The following is a 21,131-nucleotide window of genomic DNA, read 5'->3' as shown; positions in this document are numbered from 1 at the left end:
GCCAGGGTCTTGCGGTAATGTATGAGCATCTATGCTAAGCCATTTCGGTTGGAGGTCATCACATGGGTCCTCGCGAGCGCCAAACACGTCATCGCGCCAAGACGCATACGCTTCCCGTCATCTTCGGCTCCTTCTTCGCCTTTTTCCTGATCTTCTGCGTCGCGTTCGGCGTGGGCATGGTCGGAAACGTCTCCAGGTGGCTGTCGGATCTTCCCGACTACACCGACGCGGACAACTACATGGTGTCGGAGCCCACGTCCATCCTGGACGCCAACGGCAACGAGATCGCGAGCCTGTACGTACAGAACCGCGACATCGTCGAGTACGACCAGATCTCCGACTACGTACTCCAGGGCACCGTCGCCACCGAGGACGAGCGCTTCTACCAGCACCATGGCGTCGACGTCGTCGGCATCATGCGCGCCGTGGTGGTTCAGCTCACCGGCGGCTCCGAGGGCGCCTCGACCATCACCCAGCAGCTCGTGCGCAACACGATCCTGTCCGAGGAGCAGTTCGACAACACCATCGAGCGCAAGGTGCGCGAAGCGTGGATCGCGCTGCAGATGGAAAAGATCTTCTCCAAGGAGGAGATCCTCACCATGTACCTCAACACCATCTACTTCGGCCACGGCGCCTACGGCATTCAGGCGGCCGCCCAGACCTATTTCTCCAAGAACGCCTCCGACCTCACCCTCGCCGAGGCGGCGCTGCTCATCGGCCTGCCCAACGCGCCCTCGCAGTACGACCCGACCGTGAACCCGGACCTCGCGATCCAGCGCCGCAACATCGTTTTGTCGCGCATGGTGAGAAACGGGGTCATCTCCCAGGAGGAGGCCGACGCCGCCGCGGCCGAGCAGCTCGCGCTGAACGTGACCGAGCAGCCCGACAACGGCATGTACGCCTACCCCTACTTCGTCGAGTACGTGCGCGGCATGCTCACCGAGGAGTTCGCGACCGACGTGCTGTTCGCCGGCGGCCTCACCATCAAGACCACCATCGACCCGACCATCCAGCAGCAGGCCGAGCAGGCCGCGCTCGAGTACGTGAACGAGCTGGGCGTCGACGAGCTCAACGTGGGCATGACCGTCATCGATCCCAAGACCGGCTACATCAAGGCCATGGTCGGCGGCCGTGACTACTATGCCGACGAGAACCACATCAATTACGCCACGCTGCGCCGCTCCACCGGCTCGTCGTTCAAGGGCATCACGCTGGCCGCGGCGATCAACGAGGGCATGAGCCCCGACACGCTCATCAACTGCAGCTCGCCCATGAAGATCACCGACGACTACACGCTGCAGAACTACGGCGGCTACTCCTACGGCGTCTCCACGCTGGCGCGCGCGACGGCCGTGTCGTCCAACACCGGCTACGTGCAGGTCGCCCTCGCCATCGGCAACGACAAGATCATCGATATGGCCGAGCAGCTCGGCATCAACACCGAGGAGGCCGGACTCGATTCCCACGCGCCGTCGATGACGCTCACCGGCGGTTCCGTCGGCTGCTCCACGCTCGAGATGGCCGAGGCGTTCGGCACGTATGCGGCCGGCGGCCAACATCGCAACTCGGTGGCGGTCACCGAGATCCTGAACCGTGACGGTGAGATCCTCTACCAGCACCAGGACAGCCCCGAGGAGGTCCTCACCGCCGGCGAGGCCGAGGCCGTGACGGGCGTTCTCGAGGGCGTCATGGTCGGCGAGGGCTCCGGCGCCCCCGGCTACCCGTACGAGATCAACCAGCCCGTTGCCGGCAAGACCGGTACCGCCGGCACGTCTTCCCAGGCCACCGACCTGTGGTTCGTCGGCTACACCCCGCAGCTCTCCGTGGCCGTGTGGATCGGCAACTCCCAGTCCAATTCGCCTCTGCCCTCGTCGCTGCACACCTACAACACCGTGCTGCCGATCTTCCGCACCTTCATGAACACCGCGCTTGCCGGCGTTGCGCGCGAGGAGTTCCCGACCGGCGACACCCCCGACTACAAGCCCGCAAGCTCTTGGGACTTCGTGGGCGGCAACGTCAGCGGCACCGATACCGCCGAGACGGCCGAGACCGCCGAGACTCCGGAGACCGCAGAGACGCCCGAGACGCCGGAGACCGCCGACTCCCCCGAGTCGCCCTCCTCGCCGTCGTCCCCGTCATCTCCGTCGTCCCCGTCGACGCCGAACACCGGCTCGCCCTCGACGCCCACGCCGCCGACGACGCCGCCGAGCCCGACGACCCCCGATCCGGAGCCGGAGCCCGAACCGGAACCCGAGCCCGAGCCTGAACCCGAGCCGGATCCCGATCCGACCACGCCCTCGACAACGGCTTAGAACCGCGAGCGGGGCCCGACGAAGCGATTCGTCGGGCCCCGCTCTTTTTCGTTCTTTTGACTAGGGAAACGCCGATTGTTTGCTCTCGCGGCGATCGATCCCATGACGGACGCCTGGATGCCTGAGCTGCAGGAAGCGACCCCCGAAGCTCACCCTCAGTGCGTGCGCCTGTAGTAGCACACGAGCAGCACCACAAGCGCCACGGGAAGCAGGATGAGCAGTGCGAACAGGATGATATGGAAGGCTGCGACCATCATCTACTTGCGCACGCTCCTCAGCTTGGAGATCATGCCCTCGAGCCGCTCGCCGTCCTCAGCGGTCTGCGCGATGACCAGAATGGTGTCGTTGCCGGCGAGAGACCCCAGCACGTCGGGCAGCTCCGCCGCATCGATCGCCGCCGCGATACCCGACGCCGTGCCCGGCTGCGCCTTCACGAGCACCAGGTTTCCGGTGCGAAGCACGTCGACGACGAGCTCGGACACCATGCGCTGCAGATGCAGATCCTCAGCGAGCACGTAGACGCCTTCGGGCAGCTTTCTCAAGCCCATATCCGCGATATCGCGCGAAACCGTCGCCTGCGTGCACTCGTACCCGGCGTTCTTCAGTTCCTCGACCAGGTTGCGCTGCGTCCTGACCTCCTTGTTGCGGACGATCTCTCGGATCGCGTCTTGACGCCCGTTGCGCTTTTTTGCCATGAAGCCGTCCCCTCTACTCATGTTCTCGCATAACTACTCTAGTCGTATGCACGTCCATGAGAGACGGGCGGCGCGCGAATTAACCGTTATGACTCAATACTCCATATAACGGCGGGATTACGCGTTTTGATGCATAGTTCCGCGACTTTAGCCTGATTTTACGCATATCGATAAGGGCGCTGAGACAGGCGCGCCGCAGCGCCTCTCAGCGCTGGGCGAACAGCGGCAGATGCGATTGACGCGCGAATTCGCGCAGATGGGAACCCATGCAGCACGCCGCCGCATTGCCCTGCGTCATCGGCTTGTACATGATGCCGAAGTCGCTCGCCGCCGGCTTGACCGCCGCCAGCGAGGCGCGCGCGTCCTCCGCGTTGAGCATCTCCTGCACACGGCCCAGGCGCTCGATGGACGACACGCGGCTCTTTCCGACCGTCGTGTTGTCGATGCACTCGATCAGACGGCGCACATGCCGGCGATGGAGCGGAACCACGACGTCGGGGTCGCAATCGAGGCCCCAGCGGCGCACGAGCCCCATCATCTGGGTGTGCTCGTTGGCGCAGCGGGACATGAAGGCGGGGTCGAACGTGCGCTGGCCCTTCTTGCCGAACGCGACGCGATGATAGCACGCCGTGTCGCAGGCGCCGATGCGCTCGGCATCCTCAAGGCAGGCGATGACGAAGCCGAGGCCCTCATCGTCGGTGGCAAGCGCGAGCCGGTGATCGACGGCGCGCATCCGCTCGATCAAAAGACCGGTCGCCTGAGAGAGCAGGCCCTGTTCGTAGAGGTCCGACATCCCATGGCGAACCTCGTCGCGACCATCGAGCACGCAGGCGGCAGCGCGACGGTGCTGCGAGCTCGAGGAGCGGTCCCTCGCGTCCCAGACGTCATCGGAACGCATGGGAGCCGCGATGTCGAGGCGATGCTCCTCGGCGAATTCCACCAGGTTGCCCAGCGCATTGGGGGCGAGCCAGTCCTCGGGGCGCACGAACATCACGTAGGCACCGCGTGCGCGGTCGAGCGCCTCGACAACACCCGAGGCGAGCGCGGAATCATCGCGCTCGATGACCTCGACGCGGATATCTCGATCATGGAAACTGGAAAGGATGGAGGCCGTGCGGTCATGCGACGCGCAGTCGACCGTCAGCAGCTCGAAGTCGGAATACGACTGGTTGAGAACGCTCTCCACGGCCCGCACAAGATGATCGGCGCCATCGCTGGCCGCCAGAACCACGGATACATTGGGACGCCTGGATGCACGATGACCCACGTCAGCCTCCTGGAGAACAATCTTTTGGTCATGGTACCACCCGTAATGCGAGCCGAGAGGCCATGACGGCCAGGACGGCCAAGCTTCAAATGGCGCACATCGCGCCGCCACACTTTCTGCAATTTGGGGCGATCCATGGAGGAAGGGCCGGCCATCGGGGACGGGCACCGGCGGCCGGCCCGATAGCCGAACACCCCTTACGGGCACACGACGAGGGCGTCCTTGTCGTAGTCGACACCCTTGAAGCACAGTCCGCACGCAGGAGCCGTGGGGCCCGCGGCGGCGCGGTCGCAGGCTGCGAGCACCTCATCGATCCACGCGGGCTCGCGCCGATGGCAGCCGACCTCGACGAGCGTCCCCACGATCGTGCGCACCATGGAATGCAGAAACGCGTTCCCCTTGATCGTGAACGCCAGGCACTCCTCGCCCAGATTCGTCTCACGGGCAAACGAGACGTCCATGACGTTGCGGCACGTGGGCTTGCCCACCGCCGACGCCGTCTTGCAGAAGCTCTTGAAATCGCGCTCCCCCACCAGGCGCTGGGCCGCGTCGTCCATGGCGTCGACGTCGAGCGACCACCGGTGCCACCAGGTGACCGAGCGCGTCAGCAGCGGCGGCGCGTCCCCCGTGGCGATGCGGTAGGTATACGTGCGTGCACGGGCGTCGAAGCGGGCTGAGAAGCCGGGTGCCGCGTGGTACACCTCGCTCACCGCGATGTCGTGCGGCAGAAGCGCCGCGAACGCGCGCATCCAGCGCGTTCGGGTAACCTCGAGCTCCGCTGCGTCGACGGGGACGCTGACGTATTGGCCGATCGCGTGCACGCCGGCATCGGTGCGGCCCGCGCAGGTCAGGTCGATCTCGCGGCGCAGAAACGTCTCGAGCGCACGACGGACCTCCCCTGCCACGGTCTTCTGCTCAACCTGCTCGGCGAACCCCGAATAGGCGCTTCCGTCGTATCCCAGACGCAACACGAGCGTGCCCGCGCGCAGATCTTCGGCGGTATCCATCGGTTCCATGCGGCCTCCCCGCGTATCGTGAGTATCGGTCATATCGTCGAGGGTCCAGCGGGCCATGGGCGCCGCTGCGCCCCCCCCCTACAGCAGCCACGCCAGAGTCGGTACCAGCGCGCAGACGGTAAGGCCGCAGACAAGCACCAGGCGGTCGCGAGCCGGCACCGGCGGCATCTCCACGCTGATCTGGCCCCCTTCAGCATAGCATCGGGCGCACATGGACTCGCCCAGCCGGTCGGCGCGCCGAAAGAGACTCACAACCAGCGGCGTGAGCACCGACGCCCACGCCCGTATCCGATGCAGGATGCTTCCGCCCGAAAAGTCGACGCCGCGCGAGCGCTGCGCAAGCTGCACGCGAAAGAACTCTTCGGACACGATGGGGATGAAGCGCAGCGCCAGCGAGAGCATGAGGCCCACATCGGACACGGGAACGCCCAGGCGCCCCAGGGGCGACAGCAGGCTCACGCAGGCGTCGGCCAGCTGTGGCGGCGTCGAGGAGGCCGAGACCACGAGCGAGAACCCCAGCAGCAGCGCGATGCGCGCGATGGCGAGAAAACCGCGCAGGGCGCCCGCCGTGTCCAGCCCGAAGCCGCCCCACAGGGCGATGTCACCGTGGCCGTCGAGCGCCACCGCATTCGCCAGCAGCGTGAACGCCAAGATGAAGGCGACCGGCTTGAGCGCCCTCAGGTGCGCGGCAACGTCCATGCGCGCAAGCCGCACGGATGCGGCGAGCAGCACCGCCCACAGGGCGAACACCGGTGACGCCCCCGTGGCGAACACGGCCACGGTCAGCGCGAGCAGCAAGACGATCTTGACGCGCGCGTCGATGCGCGCGACCGGCGTATCGCGGGCCACGAACGAGCCGAGCGGCGAGAGGGGCTTTTTCATCATCGCGCACCTCCCTGCAGCGCATCTTCAAGGAGCCGGGCGAGCGCGATGTTGAGCGGGGGCTCCATCGATGCCGCCCCGAAGGCGTCCCGATCACGCGAAAGCTCCCCGGGAGTCCCCATCCATGCGATGCGCCCGTCGCTCAGGAGCGCCACGCGATCGACCTCGGCCATCCATTCCTCGAGATCGTGGCTGATCACGATGACGGCGCGGCCGTCGTCCGCGCAGGCGCGCGCCAGCGCATGCATCTGGGAGCGCCCCGCCGCGTCGAGACCCGCCGTGGGCTCGTCAAACAGGTAGGCCGCGGCGTCGAGCGCCAGAACCGACGCGATGGCCACGCGCCGCGCCTGCCCGCCCGAGAGGTCGAACGGATACCGATCGAACAGCGCCTCATCGAGACCGACCATCTTCGCCGCATGCTCGATACGGCGGGCGACCTCGGGCTCGTCCGCCCCCATGTTGCGCGGAGCGAAGGCGAGCTCGTCGCGGACGCTCTCACAGAAGAGCTGGTCCTCGGGCCGCTGGAAGGCGATACCTGCGTCCCCGGGCCGCGGGGCCCGTCCGCGCACGGAGACCGCGCCCGCATCAGGCTCGAACAGGCCCGCCGCGACCGATGCCAGCGTCGACTTTCCCGATCCGGAGCGGCCCGCCACAAGCAGGACCTCTCCGGGCGCCACCGCAAGCTCGATGTCGCGCAGGACGTAAGACGCCTTGTCGTATCCATAGGTGACGTGCGACAGCGAGAGCCCCGCGGCGGCACCCGAGCCAGAGGACAGGGCACGCGGAAGCGCGCCTGCAAGCGCATCGAGCGTCCCCCGAACGTCGTCGGCAGACACGCGTCCGGCCGCGAGCCCGCGCACAAGCCACGCTGCGGCGGCCTCCGGGGTAGCAGAAGGGCGACCGTCAAAACCAAGCGCACAGACGCGTCTCAGCGCCTCTACAGACGCGCTCGGGAGCACGGTCGCATCCCACAAGGCGGGTTGCCCCATCAGCAAGTCCAGAGGAGTGCCGTCGAAGGCGACGCCGCCGCGGTCCATGATCACGACGCGATCGGACGCGAGCACCTCGAGCGGATCGTGGGTCACCTGGACGACCCCGACCCCCATCTCGGACGCCAGGCGCCCCACGAGCGCGCGATAGGCAGGGCGTGCGGACGAATCGAGCATGGAGGACGCCTCGTCGAGCACGAGATAGGAAGGCTCCATGGCCAGCACGCCGGCTATGGCGAGCAGCTGCTGCTGGCCGCCGGACAGCGACGAGGTGTCGCGCATGTCGTAGCCGTCGAGGCACACGCACGCAAGCGCCGAGGTCACGCGGCGGCGCACCTCGTCGGGCCCCAGGCCCAGGTTGCGGGGGCCGAACGCGACCTCATCGAACACGACAGTGGAGACGAGCTGCTCGGTGGGATGCTGGCGCACCAGGCCCACGCGCCGGCGCACCTCGCGTCGCGCGCTGGCGCCATCGGCGGGATCGATGCCGTCGACCCTCACCGCACCGCCATCGCACAGGCGCATGGCGCACAGAAGCGAAGCCAGCGTCGACTTTCCCGAGCCGTTGGCGCCGACAAGCGATACCACGCGCCCGGGCTCGAAATCCAAGGTCACGTCAGCGACGGCGGGCGGCTCATCCGCCCGGTAGCTCACGCAAGCACCGCGAACCTCGATCACGCGCGTTCCTCCTCCCGTATCGGCAATGCGGCGACGCCGCGAAACCCAATCCTATACAAACGAAAAAGGGCCCGTCTCGCGACGAGCCCTTTCATGCAATATCAAGAATGCACCCGAAGTTACTCGGCAGCAGCCTCGGTCTCGGCAGCCTCGGCGGTCTCCTCGACGGGAGCCTCCTCGACCTTCTTGGGAGCCTGCTTCGGCGTGGCGGCCTTCTTGGGGGCCTTCTTCACGCAGGGCTCGGTCACGAGCTCGATGATGCACATCTCGGCGTTGTCGCCCTTACGGGTGCCGAGGCGCATGATGCGGGTGTAGCCGCCGTCGCGGTCGGCCCACATGCCCTGAGCGGCCTTCTCGAAGATCTCCTTGACGAGCTGCTTGTCGCCGAGCTTGGCGATAGCAAGACGACGGGAGTGCAGGTCGCCGCGCTTGGCCCACGTGATGATGGGCTCGGCAAAACCACGGAGCGCCTTGGCGCGCGGAACGGTGGTCTTGATACGGTCGTTGGTGAAGAGCGCCTGGGCCAGGCTCTTCTTCATGGCCTTGGTGTGGCTCGCGTCGGTGCCGAGCTTCAGGCCCTTCTTCCTGTTATGACGCATGGGTATGGTCTCCTCTGGTACAGATGACGGCGCGTTAAGCCTTCAGGCTCAGGCCCATGGACTCGAGCTTGTCCTTGACTTCCTCGATGGACTTCACGCCGAAGTTGCGAATGTTGAGCAGGTCGTTCTCGGAGAACTCGACAAGCTGACGCACGGAGTGGATGCTCGCGCGCTTCAGGCAGTTGTACGAGCGCACCGAGAGGTCGAGATCCTCGATCTGCTTGTCGAGCTCAGCGTTGTCGCTGGTGGTCTCGGGGGCGAAGATCGAAACCTCTTCCTCAGCCTCGGGGGCGTCCGCGAGGTTCATGAAGGCAGCCATGTGCTGGTTGATGATGTTAGCAGCCTGGACGACGGCCTCGCGCGGCGAGAGCGCGCCGTTGGTCTCGATCTCGAGGACCAGGCGGTCGTAGTCCGTGTGCTGCCCGACGCGGCACGCCTCGACGAGCTTGGCGCAGCGACGGACCGGCGAGTACAGCGAGTCCACATGGATAACGCCGATGGGATCGTTGTCGCGCTTGTTGCCCTCATAGGACACGTAGCCGCGGCCATAGCCGATGCGCATGCTCATGGTGAGATGGCCGCCCTCGTTGAGGGTGGCGATGTGCTTGTCGGGGTTGACGAGCTCAAACTCGGACGGGATGAAGAAATCCGCACCGGTGACCTCGCAAGGGCCGTCAACCGAGATGGTCGCGGTACCCTCGTCCGTGGTACCGAGCGAACGGAACACCAGACCCTTGACGTTCAGGACGATGTCCGTGACATCCTCGACCATGTTCGGGATGGTCATGAACTCGTGCTGAGCACCATCGATCTGGATAGCCTCGACCGCGGCGCCCTCCAGAGAGGAGAGCAGAACACGGCGCAGCGAGTTGCCCAGCGTGTCGCCGTAGCCGCGCTCAAGCGGCTCGACGGACACGCGGGCGGACGTCTCGTTGATTTCCTCGACCTGAACCTGGGGCCTAATGAATTCTGACATGTATTACCTCCAGCTTCAGCAGCCCAAAAGGACTACTTAGAGTAGAGCTCGACGATGAGCTGCTCGTTGATGTCGCCGCTGATCTGCTCGCGCGCCGGGTAGGACAGCACGTTGCCGGACAGCTTCTCGATATCAACCTCGAGCCAGCCGGGGACCTCAAAACGCTCAGACTGGATGAGGGCCTCCTTGATGGGGAGGAGGTCACGATACTTCTCGCCGACGGCGATGACGTCGCCGGGCTTGACGAGGTAGGACGGGATGTCGACGCGACGGCCGTTCACGGTGAAGTGACCGTGACGCACGGTCTGGCGCGCCTCCTTGCGGGTGCGGGCGAAGCCCAGACGGAAGACCACGTTGTCGAGACGGGTCTCGAGAATCTTCATGAGGTTCTCGCCGGTGATGCCGTTCATCTTACGGGCACGGACGAAGTAGCCGTGGAACTGCTTCTCGAGCACGCCGTAGATGAACTTGACCTTCTGCTTCTCGCGAAGCTGCATACCATACTCGGATTCCTTGCGGCGACGCTTGGGCTGACGCTTGGATTCCTTGCCGCTGTAGCCCAGCTCAGCGGGATCGATCCCGAGCTGACGGCAGCGCTTGAGAACCGGAGTCCTATCGATTGCCATAGTTTATCGATCCTTTCAGGAGTTACACGCGGCGACGCTTCTTGGGGCGGCAGCCGTTGTGCGGGATGGGAGTCTTGTCCTGGATGCTCGAAACCTCGAGGCCGGCGGCCTGGAGGGAGCGGATGGCGGTCTCACGACCGGAGCCGGGGCCCTTCACGAAGACGGCAACCTTGTGCATGCCGTGCTCCATGGCGATCTTGGCGCAAGCCTCGGCAGCCATCTGGGCGGCAAACGGCGTGGACTTACGGGAACCCTTGAAACCGACGGTGCCAGCGGACTTCCAGGCGATGACATTGCCCTGGGCGTCCGTGATGGACACGATCGTGTTATTGAACGTGGAACGGATGTGGGCCTGACCCACGGAAATGTTCTTACGGTCGGAGCGCTTGATACGACCGGCCTGAGCATTACGCTTGTTCTTAGCAGTAGCCATTGGTAGTCAGTCTCCCTTATTTCTTCTTCTTGGCACCGATCTGACGCTTCGGGCCCTTGCGGGTGCGAGCGTTGGTGTGGGTGCGCTGACCACGAACAGGGAGGCCCTTGCGGTGACGGAGGCCGCGGTTGCAGCCGATGTCCATCAGACGCTTAACGTTCTGGTTGCGCTCACGGCGGAGGTCGCCCTCGACCATGATCTGATTCTCGTCGATGTACTTACGGATCGCGTCGACTTCCTCGTCGGTGAGGTCGCGGACGCGCGTGTCAACGCTGATGTTGCAATCATTGCAAATCTTCGTGGCGGTGGTGCGGCCGATGCCGTAGATGTAGGTCAGACCGATCTCAACACGCTTCTCGCGCGGAAGGTCGACACCATTGATACGGGCCAACGTTGGTCTCCTCTCTTAGCCCTGACGCTGCTTGTGACGGGGGTTCTCGCAGATGACAAGAACCTTGCCGTGGCGTCGGATGATCTTGCACTTATCGCACATCTTCTTGACCGAAGGACGTACCTTCATCGTTCTTCCTCTCGGTAGTGCTCAAACTACAAAACAATGGAATGTATCTACTCGCCCAGCCGCAGGCGTGAATAACTGAAGGCTGGCCTATACATGCAAACGCGATCGAGAGGCTGAGCGAACCTCGCGATCGTGCGATTGCCGTATGATGCGGTCGCTACTTGTAGCGATACGTAATGCGGCCGCGGGTGAGATCGTAGGGAGACAGCTCCACGACGACCTTATCGCCCGGGAGAATGCGGATGTAGTTCATGCGGATCTTGCCCGAGATGGAGCAGAGAACCGAATGACCGTTCTCGAGTTCAACGCGGAACATGGCGTTGGGCAGCGGCTCCGTGACCGTACCCTCGAGTTCGATAGCATCTTCCTTCTTCAACGCAGCATCACTTTCTCTAGAAAACGACAGCAACTGAGAATAATAACAAAAAGCATGTGGAGGTGGTCAATTTCGTAATGGCTCCACAATTCCATGCCCACCGGTCGTCTGTTCTGCCCTCGGTTCGCGCTGCGGGCAGTCCTGGGCTCGCACGAAGAGCCCACTAGGCTCTTCGGCTCGTGCGGAACTTGCGCGAACCGAGGGCTCCAGCCAGGGACCTAGGGTGACCCCCACGAGGCCACTCGCCACTGCTTTAGGGCTGGATAGCCCGGGAGGTGCGCATCGAGCGCACCTCCCGGGCCGCTAAAGCGAATGTACGGGTCGCTACTCCCCCAGTCACCGAATGGAATGGAGGAGTGCGCGGGCACCGCCCGCGCACCGCCAGATGTGAGCGGCACGGAACGTGCCCGAACATCTGGCGCAAGAAGCAAAGTTTTATGGGGACATTCCCCCATTGCAGCAGAACCCCCGACATGAAATCTTTTGCGCAAGTTCCGCACGAGCCGAAGGCGCCAGTGGCGCCTTCGTGCGAGCCAGGACTGCCCGCAGCGCAAAGGATTTCATGTCGGGGGTTCCCAAGGCCACCCGGGATAGAACCCGAGCTACATAACCCCACCCTGCATAGAGCACCAAGGCCCACGCTCATCGACCGTCAGAATAACCGGACCGTCATCCGTAATCGCGATGGTGTTCTCATAGTGGGCGGCAGGCAGATGGTCGTTCGTCGTAACGACCCAACCGTCAGTACCCGTCGTCACGTGATTAGTGCCGAGCGTGATCATCGGCTCGATGGCGATGACCATACCGGCTGCCAGCTTCACGCCGCGACCCTTCTTGCCGTAGTTCGGCACGTTGGGGTCCTCGTGCATGTTGCGGCCCACGCCGTGGCCGACGTAGTCGCGGAGCACGCCGAAGCCGTGATCCTCCGCAAGCGTCTGGACCGCATGCCCGATGTCGCCAAGATGATTGCCCGGAACGGCCTGCTCGATGCCGGCCTTCAGGCAGTCGCGCGTGATCTCACACAGCGTGCGGACCTCCTCGGAAGGCGTTCCGCAATAGAAGGTCCACGCGTTGTCGCCCACCCAGCCGTCGACAATGGCGCCCGTGTCGATGGACACAATGTCGCCGTCGCGCAGGATGACATCCGGGTTGGGGATGCCGTGGACGACCTGATCGTTGATGCTCGCGCAGATCGTGCCGGGGAATCCGCCGTAGCCCTTGAAGGCCGGGATGCCGCCGTGCATGCGGATGATCTGCTCGGCGAGCTGATCGAGCTCGAAGGTGGAGACGCCGGGGCGCACCATGGCCCCAACGCGGCGGAGCGCCATCTTAGACAGCGCTCCAGCCTTCTTCATCTGCTCGATTTCTTCTGCAGACTTGATTTTGATCATAGACCGAGGACTTCCTTCGCACGGGCGTAGACGTCGTCGATGGCACCGGTGCCGTCGACGATCTTCAGCTTGCCCTGCCCGCGATAGTACTCAACCAGCGGAGCCGTGTTCTTCTCGTACACGTCCAGACGGTTGGCGATCGTCTCGGGCTTGTCGTCGTCGCGCTGATACATCTCGCCGCCGCACTTGGGGCAGACCTCATCGGCCTTGGTGCCCGTGTAGCCGCAATCGCGGCAGGCGCGGCGAGAGGACAGACGGGAGATGATGACATCGGCGGCAACGTCGACGAGCAGCGCGCACTCGAGCTCATGGCCGAGAGCGGACAGCTCGGAGTCGAGCGTCACGGCCTGCATCGTGTTGCGCGGGAAGCCGTCGAGGATGAAGCCCTTCTGCGCGTCGTCGGCAGCAAGGCGCTCCTTGACCAGATCGATGACGAGCTGATCGGGAACGAGCTCGCCGGCATCCATGTACTTCTTCGCCTGGACGCCGAGCTCGCTGCCACTCTTGACGGCGGAGCGCAGAAGATCGCCCGTGGAGATGTGGGCTACGCCGTACTCGGCGACGAGCTGCTGGGCCAGCGTGCCCTTACCGGCACCGGGACCACCCAAAAGCACGATGTTCATGGTTGTCTCCTAACCCTTTATTTGAAGAACCCGTCGTAATCGTACATCTTGAGCTGGCTCTCCACCTTGGAAATCGTGTCCATCACAACACCAACCATGATGAGGATGGAGGTGCCGCCGAATGCCTGGATGAGCGAGTTGCCCGTGAAGGAGAACACGATCGAGGGCACGATGGCGATGATGGCCAGAAAGACCGCGGAGGGAAGCGTGATCTTGTTGAGCGCGTTCTTGATGTAGTTCGCGGTGGCGCGGCCCGGACGGACGCCGGGGATGAAGCCGCCCTGGCGCTTGAGGTTCTCGGCCGTGTCATCGGGGTTGAACACCATGGAGGTGTAGAAGTACGCGAAGAACACGATGAGGACCACGTTCAGCACCCAGTTGATCCAACCCGAGGACAGCGCGCCGGCGAACGCCTGAATCCAGTCGATGCCGGGGAAGAACACGGCGAGCTGGGCCGGGAAGTACAGAAGCGCGCTCGCGAAGATGATCGGGATGACGCCCGCGGTGTTGACCTTGATCGGCAGGTAGGTGGACTGGCCACCCATGATGCGACGGCCGACGACGCGCTTGGCGTACTGGACCGGGATGCGGCGCTGACCGCGCTCGACGAAGACGATGAGCGGGATGACGCACAGGATCACGATCACGATCACCAGCGTGAGGATGATGTTCGCGGTGCCGCCATCGGAGACGGACGCGAACACGGCCTGCGGGAGGCCCGCCATGATGTTGGCGAAGATGATCAGGCTCATGCCGTTGCCGATACCGCGCTGGGTGATGAGCTCGCCGATCCACATGATGAGCATGGCACCCGCCACGAGCGTGCCCACGATCATGATGTCGAAGATGACCTCGGGCGCACCGGCACCGTTGAACTGGATGCCAAAGCTCTTGAACAGGAACAGGTAGCCGATGCCGTTCAGGATGGCAAGCGCCAGCGTGAGGTAGCGCGAGTACTGGGTGATCTTGGTCTGGCCGACCTCGCCCTCGCGCGCGAGCTCATGCAGGCTCGGGACGACGCTCTGAAGCATCTGGAGGATGATCGAGCTCGTGATGTAGGGCATGATGCCCAGCGAGAAGACAGAAACGTAAGAGAGCGCGCCGCCGGAGAAGAGGTTCAACAGGGCCATGGCGCTCTCGGCGACCGTGTTGTCGCCGTTCAGGCCGAAAAGGCCCGCCATCCCCGCGACGGGGATGCCGGGCACAGGTACGTGCGCACCGAGACGGTACAGCACGAGCATGGCGATGGTGAACGTGATCTTGCCGCGCAGCTCCTTAATACGGAATGCGTTTTTAAGACCAGTTAGCACGGCAGCTCGACCTTTCCGCCAGCGGCCTCGATCTTGGCCTTGGCAGAAGCCGAGACCTTGTCGACCTTGACCGTGAGCTTCTTCGTCAGATCGCCGTTGCCGAGCACCTTGACGGGCTCGAACTCCTTCTTGATGATGCCGGCAGCCTTAAGGGCGGCACCGTCGACGACAGCGTCGTTCTCGAACTTGAGCTCGAGGGTGGAGACGTTCACAGCGGTGTACTCGATGCGACGCGGGTTCTTGAAGCCGGGGAGCTTCGGCAGACGCATCGCGAGCGGGGTCTGGCCACCCTCGAAGCCGGCACCCTTGGTGCCGCCGGAGCGGGAACCCTGGCCGTTCTGACCGCGACCAGCGGTGGTGCCGCCACCGGAAGAGTTACCGCGGCCGACACGCTTACGCTTATGCGTGGAGCCCGCGTTGGGCTTAAGATCATGAAGCTGCATTGCTTACTCCTCTACAATCTCGACAAGGTGCTTAACCTTGAAGATCATGCCGCGAACGCTCTCGTTGTCGACGATCTCGCGCACCTCGCGGATGCGGTGCAGACCGAGGGAGCGGACGGTCCTCTTCTGGTCCTCCTTGCAGCCGTTGGTGCTGCGGACCTGCATAATCTTGATAGTCTTAGCCATGCCTACTTCTCCTTCCCGACAAACAGCTGGGAAACGGTGAGGCCGCGGCGGGCTGCGACGTCTTCAGGGCTGGAGAGCTCCTTGAGGCCCTCGGCAGCAGCCTTGATGATGTTCAGGCCGTTGTCGGTACCCAGGGACTTGGACAGGACGTTCTTGATGCCGGCGAGCTCGAAGAGGGGGCGCACGGCGCCACCGGCGATAACGCCGGTACCCTCGACAGCGGGCTTGATGATGATGCGGCCGGCACCGAAGTGGCCGATGACCTCGTGAGGAATGGTGCCTTCCTCGGTCACAGGCACGTGGAACATGTTCTTCTTGGCGTCGAGCGAAGCCTTGGAGATGGCCAGAGGCACCTCAGCGGACTTGCCCATGCCCAGACCGACGTTGCCCTTGCCGTCGCCGACGACGACCAGAGCCACGAGCGACATGCGACGGCCGCCCTTGACGGTCTTGGAAACACGGTTGATGAAGACGACGCGCTCCTCGAACTCGGAGGCCTCGCGCTGCTGCTTTTGATTACGAGCCATAGCTACATACCTCCTAGAACTTCAGGCCGGCGGCGCGGGCGCCATCGGCGAGGGCCTTAACACGGCCGTGATAGATACGGCCGCCACGGTCGAAGGTGACAGCCTCGATGCCGGCCTCGATGGCGCGCTTGCCAACGAGCTGGCCGACCTTCTCGGCAGCCTCCTTGTTCGAGGTGTGCATGCCCTCGAACTCCTTCTCGAGCGTCGAGGCGGACACGAGGGTGTGGCCCTTGGTGTCGTCGACGATCTGAGCGTAAATGTTCGCGTTGGTGCGGGTCACGCGCAGGCGAGGACGCTCGGGGGTGCCGAAGATCTTACCGCGGACGCGACGCTGACGGCGCTTGAGGCCTTCCCTCTTCGCCTTGTGCTTATCCATGAAATACTCCTTAGAAGTAACGTGCCAACACCTGACGGGGTGATGGTCTTAACCGTTATGCGCAGGTGCTTACTACTTGGCGGCCTTACCGAGCTTGCGACGGATGTGCTCGCCGACGTAGTGGATACCCTTGCCCTTGTAGGGCTCGGGCGGACGCTTGGAGCGGATCTCGGCGGCAACCTGGCCGACCTGCTGCTTGCTGATGCCCTTGACGTTGATGTGCGTGTTGTCGGGCACCTCGAAGGTGATGCCTTCGGGAGCGGCGTAGGTCACGGGGTGGGAGTAGCCGAGGGAGAGGTCGAGGGTGTTGCCCTTGAGCGCAACACGGTAACCGACGCCGGCGAGCTCGAGCTGCTTCTGGAAGCCCTCGGAGACGCCCACGACCATGTTGTGGATCAGGGCGCGGGTGAGGCCGTGCATGGCGCGGGTCTCACGCTCGTCGTCGGGACGGGAAACGGTCAGCACGTTGTCCTCGACGCTGATGGTCAGCTTGCTATAGAAATCATTCTCAAGGGTGCCCTTGGGGCCCTTGACGGCAACATGGGTGCCGTTGACTGCCACTTCGACTCCGGCGGGAATCTGGACAGGCTTATTACCGATACGAGACACGGGTGTATCCTTTCCTTCTACGCGCCGAGTACGTTACCAAACGAAAGCGATGATCTCGCCGCCGACACCCGTGGCACGGGCGTCGCGGTCGGCCATAACGCCGCGGCTGGTGGAGATGATCGCCGTACCGAGGCCGCCGCGGACGCGGGGCAGCTCGGCGACACCGGCGTACTTGCGCAGACCAGGCTTGGAGATGCGCTTGATGCCGTTGATAATCTTGGTCTTCTTGGGGCCGTACTTGAGGGTGATGTGGAGGGTCTTCTGGGGAGCGGTGTCCTCGACCGAGTAGCTCTCGATGTAGCCCTCCTCGTAGATAACGCGCGCGATCTCCACGAGCTTCTTGCTGCTCGGCATGGAGACCTCGGCCTTGTTCGCAGAATTCGCGTTACGAATGCGCGTAAGCATATCTGCGATCGGGTCTGTGACGTTCATGCAGATTCTCCTTCGTTCTTGATGAACCTGTGCCACCGGTTCTCGCCCACCCGTAGCGAGCAAGCCCTTTGACACGATCTTCCGTGCAACGCGGACGCATCCGCGTGCGCTGGCAGTGACTTACCAGCTGGCCTTCTTGATGCCGGGAAGTTCGCCCTTGAGCGCAAGCTCGCGGAAGCAGACACGGCACAGTCCGAACTTGCGGTAGACCGAATGCGGACGGCCGCAGCGCTGGCAGCGGGTGTACTCGCGCGTCGAGAACTTCTGCTTGCGGTTGCACTTGACGATCATCGATGTCTTAGCCACTTATTTCCTCCTCACTACTGAGTATTGTTCGCTCCGCGCGGGCGGCAGGCCGGATTGCCTGCCGCCCGCGTTGTCGGAGCAGATGAACCTATTTCTTGAACGGGAACCCGAAGGCGTCCAGAAGGGCCTTGGCCTCTTCGTCGGTCTTCGCGGTCGTCACGATGGTGATGTCCATACCACGGGTGCGATCGACGGAGTCGAAGTCGACCTCGGGGAAGATGAGCTGCTCGGTGACGCCCATGGAGAAGTTACCACGGCCGTCGAAGCTCTTGGGGGAGATGCCACGGAAGTCGCGGATACGGGGGATGGCCACCGAAGTCAGGCGGTCGAAGAACTCCCACATGCGGTCGCCGCGCAGGGTGACCTTGGCGCCGATCGGCATGCCGGCACGCAGGTGGAACGAGGCGATGGACTTGCGGGCACGGGTCACCATGGGCTGCTGGCCGGTGATGACGCGCAGGTCGCGGACGGCGCCCTCGATGGCCTTGGAATCGGTCGCGGCCTCGCCGACGCCCATGTTCACGACGATCTTCTCAAACTTCGGGATCATCATGACGTTCTCGTACTGGAACTTGTCCTGCATCTGCTTCTTGACCTCGTTGAGGTACTTGGTCTTCAGACGCGGAACGTACTTCTCCTCTGCCATGTCAACTCCTTTGGGGTTTTAAGCACGGGGCGGTGCGCAGCGCTTCGATGGCCGGTATGCTCGACCTCGCGCGTTGCTGTCCTCGTGCCTCCTGCCGCGATCGTGTCGGTTATGGCGTACCGGCACAATGAAAAACCGGCAGGAGCCGGGCAATACGAGTCGGTATGATACGCGCATGCGCCCGAGATTGCCAGTAAAAGCTTGTGTGCTGCGGAAATCCACAATTGCGGCGTGGACGCCCCGCTCGTCCCTCGGCCTCATTCGCCGTTGCGGGGCTGCCTGCTTCTGTCGCTTCGTTCCGCCGCTTCGTTCCGCCGCTTCGTTCCGCCGAGAAGGGCACAACAGGGGGTCGATGACACAAACTGGGCAATTTGGCACGCTAAGAGCCTTTGTTGACCTCCTTTAGCGTGCTATTCTGCCCAGTTTGTGTCATTGACCCCCTGCTTTCGTGTTTGAGCGCATGTTCACAAGGCGGACGGCAGGCCGATCGGCGCCTCCCCTACGCGTTGAACACGTACCGGTCCAGACGCTCGAACGCTTCCTTCACGCGGGCGAGCGGCAGCGCGAGGTTCACGCGAATGTGGCACGGGCCGTGGAAGGGGCGGCCGTCCTGCCAGCCCACGCCCACGCGCCAGCCGGCGTTCAGAATCCAGTCGATGTCTCGGCCGCAGCGCTCGCACCACTCGGTGCAATCCAGAAAGAGCATGTAGGTGCCTTGGGGCTTGGACACGCGCACGCCGTCGAAATGCGTGGCGATGAAATCGCACGCCCAGTCCACGTTGCCCGCGATGACCTCGCGCAGCTCGTCGACCCACGCGTAGCCCTCGGGCTCATAGGCACCGAGCAGCGCGTGCATGGAGAGCACGTTCATCTCGTTGTAGTGCGGCTTGGACGACTGAGCGAGCACGCGGTCGCGCAGGTAGTCGTTGTAGATGATGTGGTAGCTGCCCACGAGGCCGGCCAGGTTGAAGGTCTTGGAGGGGGCGTAGAGGGCCACGGTGCGATTGCGGGCGTCCTCGGACACCGACTGGGTCGGGACGTGCTTGTGGCCGGGCAGGATGATGTCGGACCAGATCTCGTCCGAGATCACCACGCAGTCGTGCTTGGCGTAGATCTCCATGGCGCGCTCGATCTCCTCGCGCTCCCACACGCGACCCGTGGGATTGTGCGGCGAGCAGAAGATGGCGGCGTGGATGGTGCGCTCGGACAGCACGCGCTCCATATCCTCGAAATCCATGCGCCAGACGCCGCTCTCATCGAGCTTGAGCGGCGAATGGACGATGCGGAAGCCCGCGTTGGTGAGCGAGTTGGTGAAGCCGATATAGGTCGGGCTGTGGACGAGCACCTCGTCGCCGGGTGCCGCGAAGGCGTTGAGCGTGGAGATGACGCCGCCCAGCACGCCGTTCTCGTAGCCGATGTGCTTGGGCTCGAGACCGACGACGTCGTTGCGGCGGCTCTGCCACTCGATGATCTTGGAGAAATACTCCTCGCGGGGCGCGAAGTACCCGAAGTGCGGCTGCTTCACGCGCTCGATGATGGCGTCCTGGATGGTGGGGACCACCGGGAAGTTCATGTCGGCGACCCACATGGGGATGAAGTCGAAGCCGTCCTGGGGCGCGGCGGGGGCAGCGCCACCGGGTATGCCGATGCCGTCGACGGCGATTGCATCCTGTCCGTGGCGGTTGATGATTGAGGTGAAATCGAAGCTCATGCGTCCGTCCTTTCATAGAAGTCCGTTCGCAATGATACCCCGATGTGGCGAGACGTTTGGAGCGGTGTCTCTACCTGGCGCCCTCCGTTGGGATGACCGGCCGTCATCCCAACGGCGCTATCTCTTCACCGCTTGCAGGTACTTATAGAGGGTCGGCACCGAAATGCCCATCTCCTCGGCAACCACGTGCACGGCGCCTTTCATAAGGAATACGCCCTCGTTATAGATCTTGCGCAGCACTTCGATTCGCTCCATGCAGCTCATGCGGGGCTGGTTGGAGACGGGTTCGTTTCAACCCATCGAGAGTACGCTATAGGCACGCCGCCCTGTCGACGGTACGCCATAGGCACACTTTTGGGCGAAAAACGTGCCTATGCCGTACCGTGGATGGGGCGGCGTGCCTATAGCGTACTCTCGATTCGGACGGCGCTGCGGGACGCGCGGGAAGTGCCCTGCGGCGCGGGCGGGCATCAGTCACTACATCAGCGCGTCAGCGACTCTAATCTTGCCGTTTCTGGACCAGCGCGCCGACGATCGTGAGCACGACCGTGCCGATGAGGATGGACGTTCCGTGCGCCGCGGAGAATTCCCCGCCGATGTAATCGGAAAGCGCGGTGAACGTGGCCATGGCGTCCCCGGGAACGGCGAGTGTGCCCAGGCTCCCAAAGGCCAAGACCGCCGCGAGCACGTTGGAGACCACGAACGTCGAGCCGGCGTAGGCGGTGCCCAGGCGCACGAACAGGTCGCACCAGCGAAGCGCCGCAAGGCCCACGAGCAGCGCGCCGAGGGCGATGACCACGCCCAGGTAGGCGCTGGCCTCTTGGGGAAGCAAGATGCCGATCACAAAACCAAGAGCCGCACCGGACACGGCGCCGACCAGGAAGACGCCCGCCTTATAGACGAACTTGGACAGCAGGGCCGCCACGACGCCAAGCACCACGGCGATCACGAACGAGACCGATGAGCCGTCGGTCGACGACAGGCCGATATTCAGCACGCCCAAGAACACGAGCGCGCCGAGCATGAGGTAGAACAGCTTCTTGCCGTAGAAGCACGCGGCGACGCCGACCGCGATGTTCACGAGCAGATACAAGACGACATACTCCATGAAGACAACCCCTTTCAGATCGTCGAAGAGGACCCGCACATGGTACACGACATCGACCGCGCATTTATATAAGAGCGGGCGCGGCTCCCGTCCT

Annotated in this window: 27 protein-coding genes; 1 reads left to right on the top strand and 26 read right to left on the bottom strand. The window is 63.8% G+C overall.

Annotated features, from left to right (window positions below; all coding sequences use genetic code 11):
• Positions 1–62: 62 nt before the first annotated feature.
• Positions 63–2,312: a transglycosylase domain-containing protein gene (locus QVN30_RS01255; RefSeq protein ID WP_289835104.1), complete on the top strand. Its 2,250-nt coding sequence runs from the start codon at positions 63–65 to the stop codon at positions 2,310–2,312.
• A 257-nt stretch (positions 2,313–2,569) separates the two neighbouring features.
• On the opposite strand, the gene QVN30_RS01250 is transcribed toward QVN30_RS01255, so the two are convergent.
• From QVN30_RS01250 to QVN30_RS01125, 26 genes are all read right to left on the bottom strand, one after another.
• Positions 2,570–3,007: an arginine repressor gene (locus QVN30_RS01250; RefSeq protein WP_087199907.1), complete on the bottom strand. Its 438-nt coding sequence runs from the start codon at positions 3,005–3,007 to the stop codon at positions 2,570–2,572.
• A gap of 205 nt (positions 3,008–3,212) precedes the next feature.
• Positions 3,213–4,274, bottom strand: a complete 1,062-nt coding sequence (locus tag QVN30_RS01245) for a glycosyltransferase family 2 protein (protein WP_204564047.1) — start codon at positions 4,272–4,274, stop codon at positions 3,213–3,215.
• A gap of 197 nt (positions 4,275–4,471) precedes the next feature.
• A complete protein-coding gene (gene truA, locus QVN30_RS01240) occupies positions 4,472–5,290 on the bottom strand; it encodes a tRNA pseudouridine(38-40) synthase TruA (protein ID WP_289835103.1) in 819 nt (272 codons plus the stop codon).
• Between the two features lie 78 nt (positions 5,291–5,368).
• Positions 5,369–6,175, bottom strand: a complete 807-nt coding sequence (locus QVN30_RS01235; protein WP_289835102.1) for an energy-coupling factor transporter transmembrane component T family protein — start codon at positions 6,173–6,175, stop codon at positions 5,369–5,371.
• Complete coding sequence (locus tag QVN30_RS01230; protein ID WP_289835101.1) at positions 6,172–7,839, bottom strand: ABC transporter ATP-binding protein; 1,668 nt, start codon at positions 7,837–7,839, stop codon at positions 6,172–6,174. The genes QVN30_RS01235 and QVN30_RS01230 overlap by 4 nt, the downstream gene beginning before the upstream one ends.
• A 119-nt stretch (positions 7,840–7,958) precedes the next feature.
• On the bottom strand, positions 7,959–8,438 hold the full coding sequence (gene rplQ, locus QVN30_RS01225) for a 50S ribosomal protein L17 (RefSeq protein ID WP_087199935.1): 480 nt from the start codon (positions 8,436–8,438) through the stop codon (positions 7,959–7,961).
• Between the two features lie 34 nt (positions 8,439–8,472).
• Positions 8,473–9,414, bottom strand: a complete 942-nt coding sequence (locus QVN30_RS01220; protein ID WP_087199937.1) for a DNA-directed RNA polymerase subunit alpha — start codon at positions 9,412–9,414, stop codon at positions 8,473–8,475.
• Between the two features lie 32 nt (positions 9,415–9,446).
• Positions 9,447–10,040 carry a 30S ribosomal protein S4 gene (gene rpsD, locus QVN30_RS01215; protein ID WP_066834113.1) on the bottom strand — a complete coding sequence of 198 codons (594 nt, stop codon included), beginning with the start codon at positions 10,038–10,040 and terminating at the stop codon, positions 9,447–9,449.
• Between the two features lie 22 nt (positions 10,041–10,062).
• Entirely contained in the window at positions 10,063–10,473 is a 411-nt protein-coding gene (gene rpsK, locus QVN30_RS01210) for a 30S ribosomal protein S11 (RefSeq protein ID WP_066834110.1), read from the bottom strand.
• A gap of 16 nt (positions 10,474–10,489) precedes the next feature.
• A complete protein-coding gene (gene rpsM, locus QVN30_RS01205; RefSeq protein WP_289835100.1) occupies positions 10,490–10,864 on the bottom strand; it encodes a 30S ribosomal protein S13 in 375 nt (124 codons plus the stop codon).
• Positions 10,865–10,879: 15 nt separating this feature from the next.
• Positions 10,880–10,993: a 50S ribosomal protein L36 gene (gene rpmJ, locus QVN30_RS01200; RefSeq protein ID WP_006363204.1), complete on the bottom strand. Its 114-nt coding sequence runs from the start codon at positions 10,991–10,993 to the stop codon at positions 10,880–10,882.
• A 157-nt stretch (positions 10,994–11,150) separates the two neighbouring features.
• Positions 11,151–11,369, bottom strand: a complete 219-nt coding sequence (infA, locus tag QVN30_RS01195; protein ID WP_009141477.1) for a translation initiation factor IF-1 — start codon at positions 11,367–11,369, stop codon at positions 11,151–11,153.
• A 602-nt stretch (positions 11,370–11,971) separates the two neighbouring features.
• Entirely contained in the window at positions 11,972–12,760 is a 789-nt protein-coding gene (map, locus tag QVN30_RS01190) for a type I methionyl aminopeptidase (protein ID WP_066834105.1), read from the bottom strand.
• Positions 12,757–13,383 (bottom strand): adenylate kinase, encoded by a 627-nt coding sequence (locus QVN30_RS01185; protein ID WP_066834102.1) that lies wholly within the window; start codon positions 13,381–13,383, stop codon positions 12,757–12,759. Before QVN30_RS01185 ends, map begins: the two co-directional genes overlap by 4 nt.
• Before the next feature lie 17 nt (positions 13,384–13,400).
• Complete coding sequence (gene secY / locus QVN30_RS01180; protein WP_289835099.1) at positions 13,401–14,693, bottom strand: preprotein translocase subunit SecY; 1,293 nt, start codon at positions 14,691–14,693, stop codon at positions 13,401–13,403.
• Positions 14,687–15,136, bottom strand: a complete 450-nt coding sequence (gene rplO / locus QVN30_RS01175) for a 50S ribosomal protein L15 (protein ID WP_066834090.1) — start codon at positions 15,134–15,136, stop codon at positions 14,687–14,689. The genes secY and rplO overlap by 7 nt, the downstream gene beginning before the upstream one ends.
• Positions 15,137–15,139: 3 nt before the next feature.
• Positions 15,140–15,322 carry a 50S ribosomal protein L30 gene (gene rpmD / locus QVN30_RS01170; RefSeq protein WP_066834081.1) on the bottom strand — a complete coding sequence of 61 codons (183 nt, stop codon included), beginning with the start codon at positions 15,320–15,322 and terminating at the stop codon, positions 15,140–15,142.
• A 2-nt stretch (positions 15,323–15,324) separates the two neighbouring features.
• Positions 15,325–15,849, bottom strand: a complete 525-nt coding sequence (gene rpsE, locus QVN30_RS01165) for a 30S ribosomal protein S5 (protein WP_066834072.1) — start codon at positions 15,847–15,849, stop codon at positions 15,325–15,327.
• A 13-nt stretch (positions 15,850–15,862) separates the two neighbouring features.
• Positions 15,863–16,225 (bottom strand): 50S ribosomal protein L18, encoded by a 363-nt coding sequence (rplR, locus tag QVN30_RS01160; RefSeq protein ID WP_066834071.1) that lies wholly within the window; start codon positions 16,223–16,225, stop codon positions 15,863–15,865.
• Positions 16,226–16,297: 72 nt separating this feature from the next.
• On the bottom strand, positions 16,298–16,834 hold the full coding sequence (rplF, locus tag QVN30_RS01155) for a 50S ribosomal protein L6 (protein WP_273358499.1): 537 nt from the start codon (positions 16,832–16,834) through the stop codon (positions 16,298–16,300).
• 33 nt (positions 16,835–16,867) lie between these two features.
• Entirely contained in the window at positions 16,868–17,266 is a 399-nt protein-coding gene (gene rpsH / locus QVN30_RS01150) for a 30S ribosomal protein S8 (protein WP_289835098.1), read from the bottom strand.
• 120 nt (positions 17,267–17,386) lie between these two features.
• Complete coding sequence (locus QVN30_RS01145; RefSeq protein WP_039910329.1) at positions 17,387–17,572, bottom strand: type Z 30S ribosomal protein S14; 186 nt, start codon at positions 17,570–17,572, stop codon at positions 17,387–17,389.
• An 88-nt stretch (positions 17,573–17,660) separates the two neighbouring features.
• Positions 17,661–18,218, bottom strand: a complete 558-nt coding sequence (rplE, locus tag QVN30_RS01140; protein WP_204571071.1) for a 50S ribosomal protein L5 — start codon at positions 18,216–18,218, stop codon at positions 17,661–17,663.
• A 499-nt stretch (positions 18,219–18,717) separates the two neighbouring features.
• Positions 18,718–19,929, bottom strand: coding sequence for a MalY/PatB family protein (locus tag QVN30_RS01135; RefSeq protein ID WP_289835097.1), 1,212 nt, complete (start codon positions 19,927–19,929; stop codon positions 18,718–18,720).
• Between the two features lie 117 nt (positions 19,930–20,046).
• On the bottom strand, positions 20,047–20,193 hold the full coding sequence (locus QVN30_RS01130) for a helix-turn-helix domain-containing protein (RefSeq protein WP_289835096.1): 147 nt from the start codon (positions 20,191–20,193) through the stop codon (positions 20,047–20,049).
• Between the two features lie 235 nt (positions 20,194–20,428).
• Positions 20,429–21,037 (bottom strand): ABC-2 transporter permease, encoded by a 609-nt coding sequence (locus QVN30_RS01125; RefSeq protein ID WP_289821092.1) that lies wholly within the window; start codon positions 21,035–21,037, stop codon positions 20,429–20,431.
• Positions 21,038–21,131: the final 94 nt, after the last annotated feature.

The sequence above is a fragment of the Collinsella ihumii genome, from assembly GCF_030385545.1.
GTDB lineage: Bacteria > Actinomycetota > Coriobacteriia > Coriobacteriales > Coriobacteriaceae > Collinsella > Collinsella ihumii.
Note: the sequence above shows the minus strand (reverse complement) of the source record. Positions and strands in the feature narration are given on the sequence as shown.

Coding starts and splice junctions, on each gene's coding strand:
- rplE (WP_204571071.1), bottom strand. CDS start 18,218: ATGGCAGAGGAGAAGTACGTTCCGCGTCTGAAGACCAAGTACCTCAAC.
- QVN30_RS01130 (WP_289835096.1), bottom strand. CDS start 20,193: ATGAGCTGCATGGAGCGAATCGAAGTGCTGCGCAAGATCTATAACGAG.
- rplQ (WP_087199935.1), bottom strand. CDS start 8,438: ATGCGTCATAACAGGAAGAAGGGCCTGAAGCTCGGCACCGACGCGAGC.
- rplO (WP_066834090.1), bottom strand. CDS start 15,136: ATGCAGCTTCATGATCTTAAGCCCAACGCGGGCTCCACGCATAAGCGT.
- rpsH (WP_289835098.1), bottom strand. CDS start 17,266: ATGAACGTCACAGACCCGATCGCAGATATGCTTACGCGCATTCGTAAC.
- rpsK (WP_066834110.1), bottom strand. CDS start 10,473: ATGGCTACTGCTAAGAACAAGCGTAATGCTCAGGCCGGTCGTATCAAG.
- rpmD (WP_066834081.1), bottom strand. CDS start 15,322: ATGGCTAAGACTATCAAGATTATGCAGGTCCGCAGCACCAACGGCTGC.
- map (WP_066834105.1), bottom strand. CDS start 12,760: ATGATCAAAATCAAGTCTGCAGAAGAAATCGAGCAGATGAAGAAGGCT.
- rpsD (WP_066834113.1), bottom strand. CDS start 10,040: ATGGCAATCGATAGGACTCCGGTTCTCAAGCGCTGCCGTCAGCTCGGG.
- QVN30_RS01220 (WP_087199937.1), bottom strand. CDS start 9,414: ATGTCAGAATTCATTAGGCCCCAGGTTCAGGTCGAGGAAATCAACGAG.
- truA (WP_289835103.1), bottom strand. CDS start 5,290: ATGGAACCGATGGATACCGCCGAAGATCTGCGCGCGGGCACGCTCGTG.
- rpsE (WP_066834072.1), bottom strand. CDS start 15,849: ATGGCTCGTAATCAAAAGCAGCAGCGCGAGGCCTCCGAGTTCGAGGAG.
- rplR (WP_066834071.1), bottom strand. CDS start 16,225: ATGGATAAGCACAAGGCGAAGAGGGAAGGCCTCAAGCGCCGTCAGCGT.
- QVN30_RS01185 (WP_066834102.1), bottom strand. CDS start 13,383: ATGAACATCGTGCTTTTGGGTGGTCCCGGTGCCGGTAAGGGCACGCTG.
- QVN30_RS01135 (WP_289835097.1), bottom strand. CDS start 19,929: ATGAGCTTCGATTTCACCTCAATCATCAACCGCCACGGACAGGATGCA.
- QVN30_RS01250 (WP_087199907.1), bottom strand. CDS start 3,007: ATGGCAAAAAAGCGCAACGGGCGTCAAGACGCGATCCGAGAGATCGTC.
- QVN30_RS01235 (WP_289835102.1), bottom strand. CDS start 6,175: ATGATGAAAAAGCCCCTCTCGCCGCTCGGCTCGTTCGTGGCCCGCGAT.
- QVN30_RS01255 (WP_289835104.1), top strand. CDS start 63: ATGGGTCCTCGCGAGCGCCAAACACGTCATCGCGCCAAGACGCATACG.
- QVN30_RS01125 (WP_289821092.1), bottom strand. CDS start 21,037: ATGGAGTATGTCGTCTTGTATCTGCTCGTGAACATCGCGGTCGGCGTC.
- rpmJ (WP_006363204.1), bottom strand. CDS start 10,993: ATGAAGGTACGTCCTTCGGTCAAGAAGATGTGCGATAAGTGCAAGATC.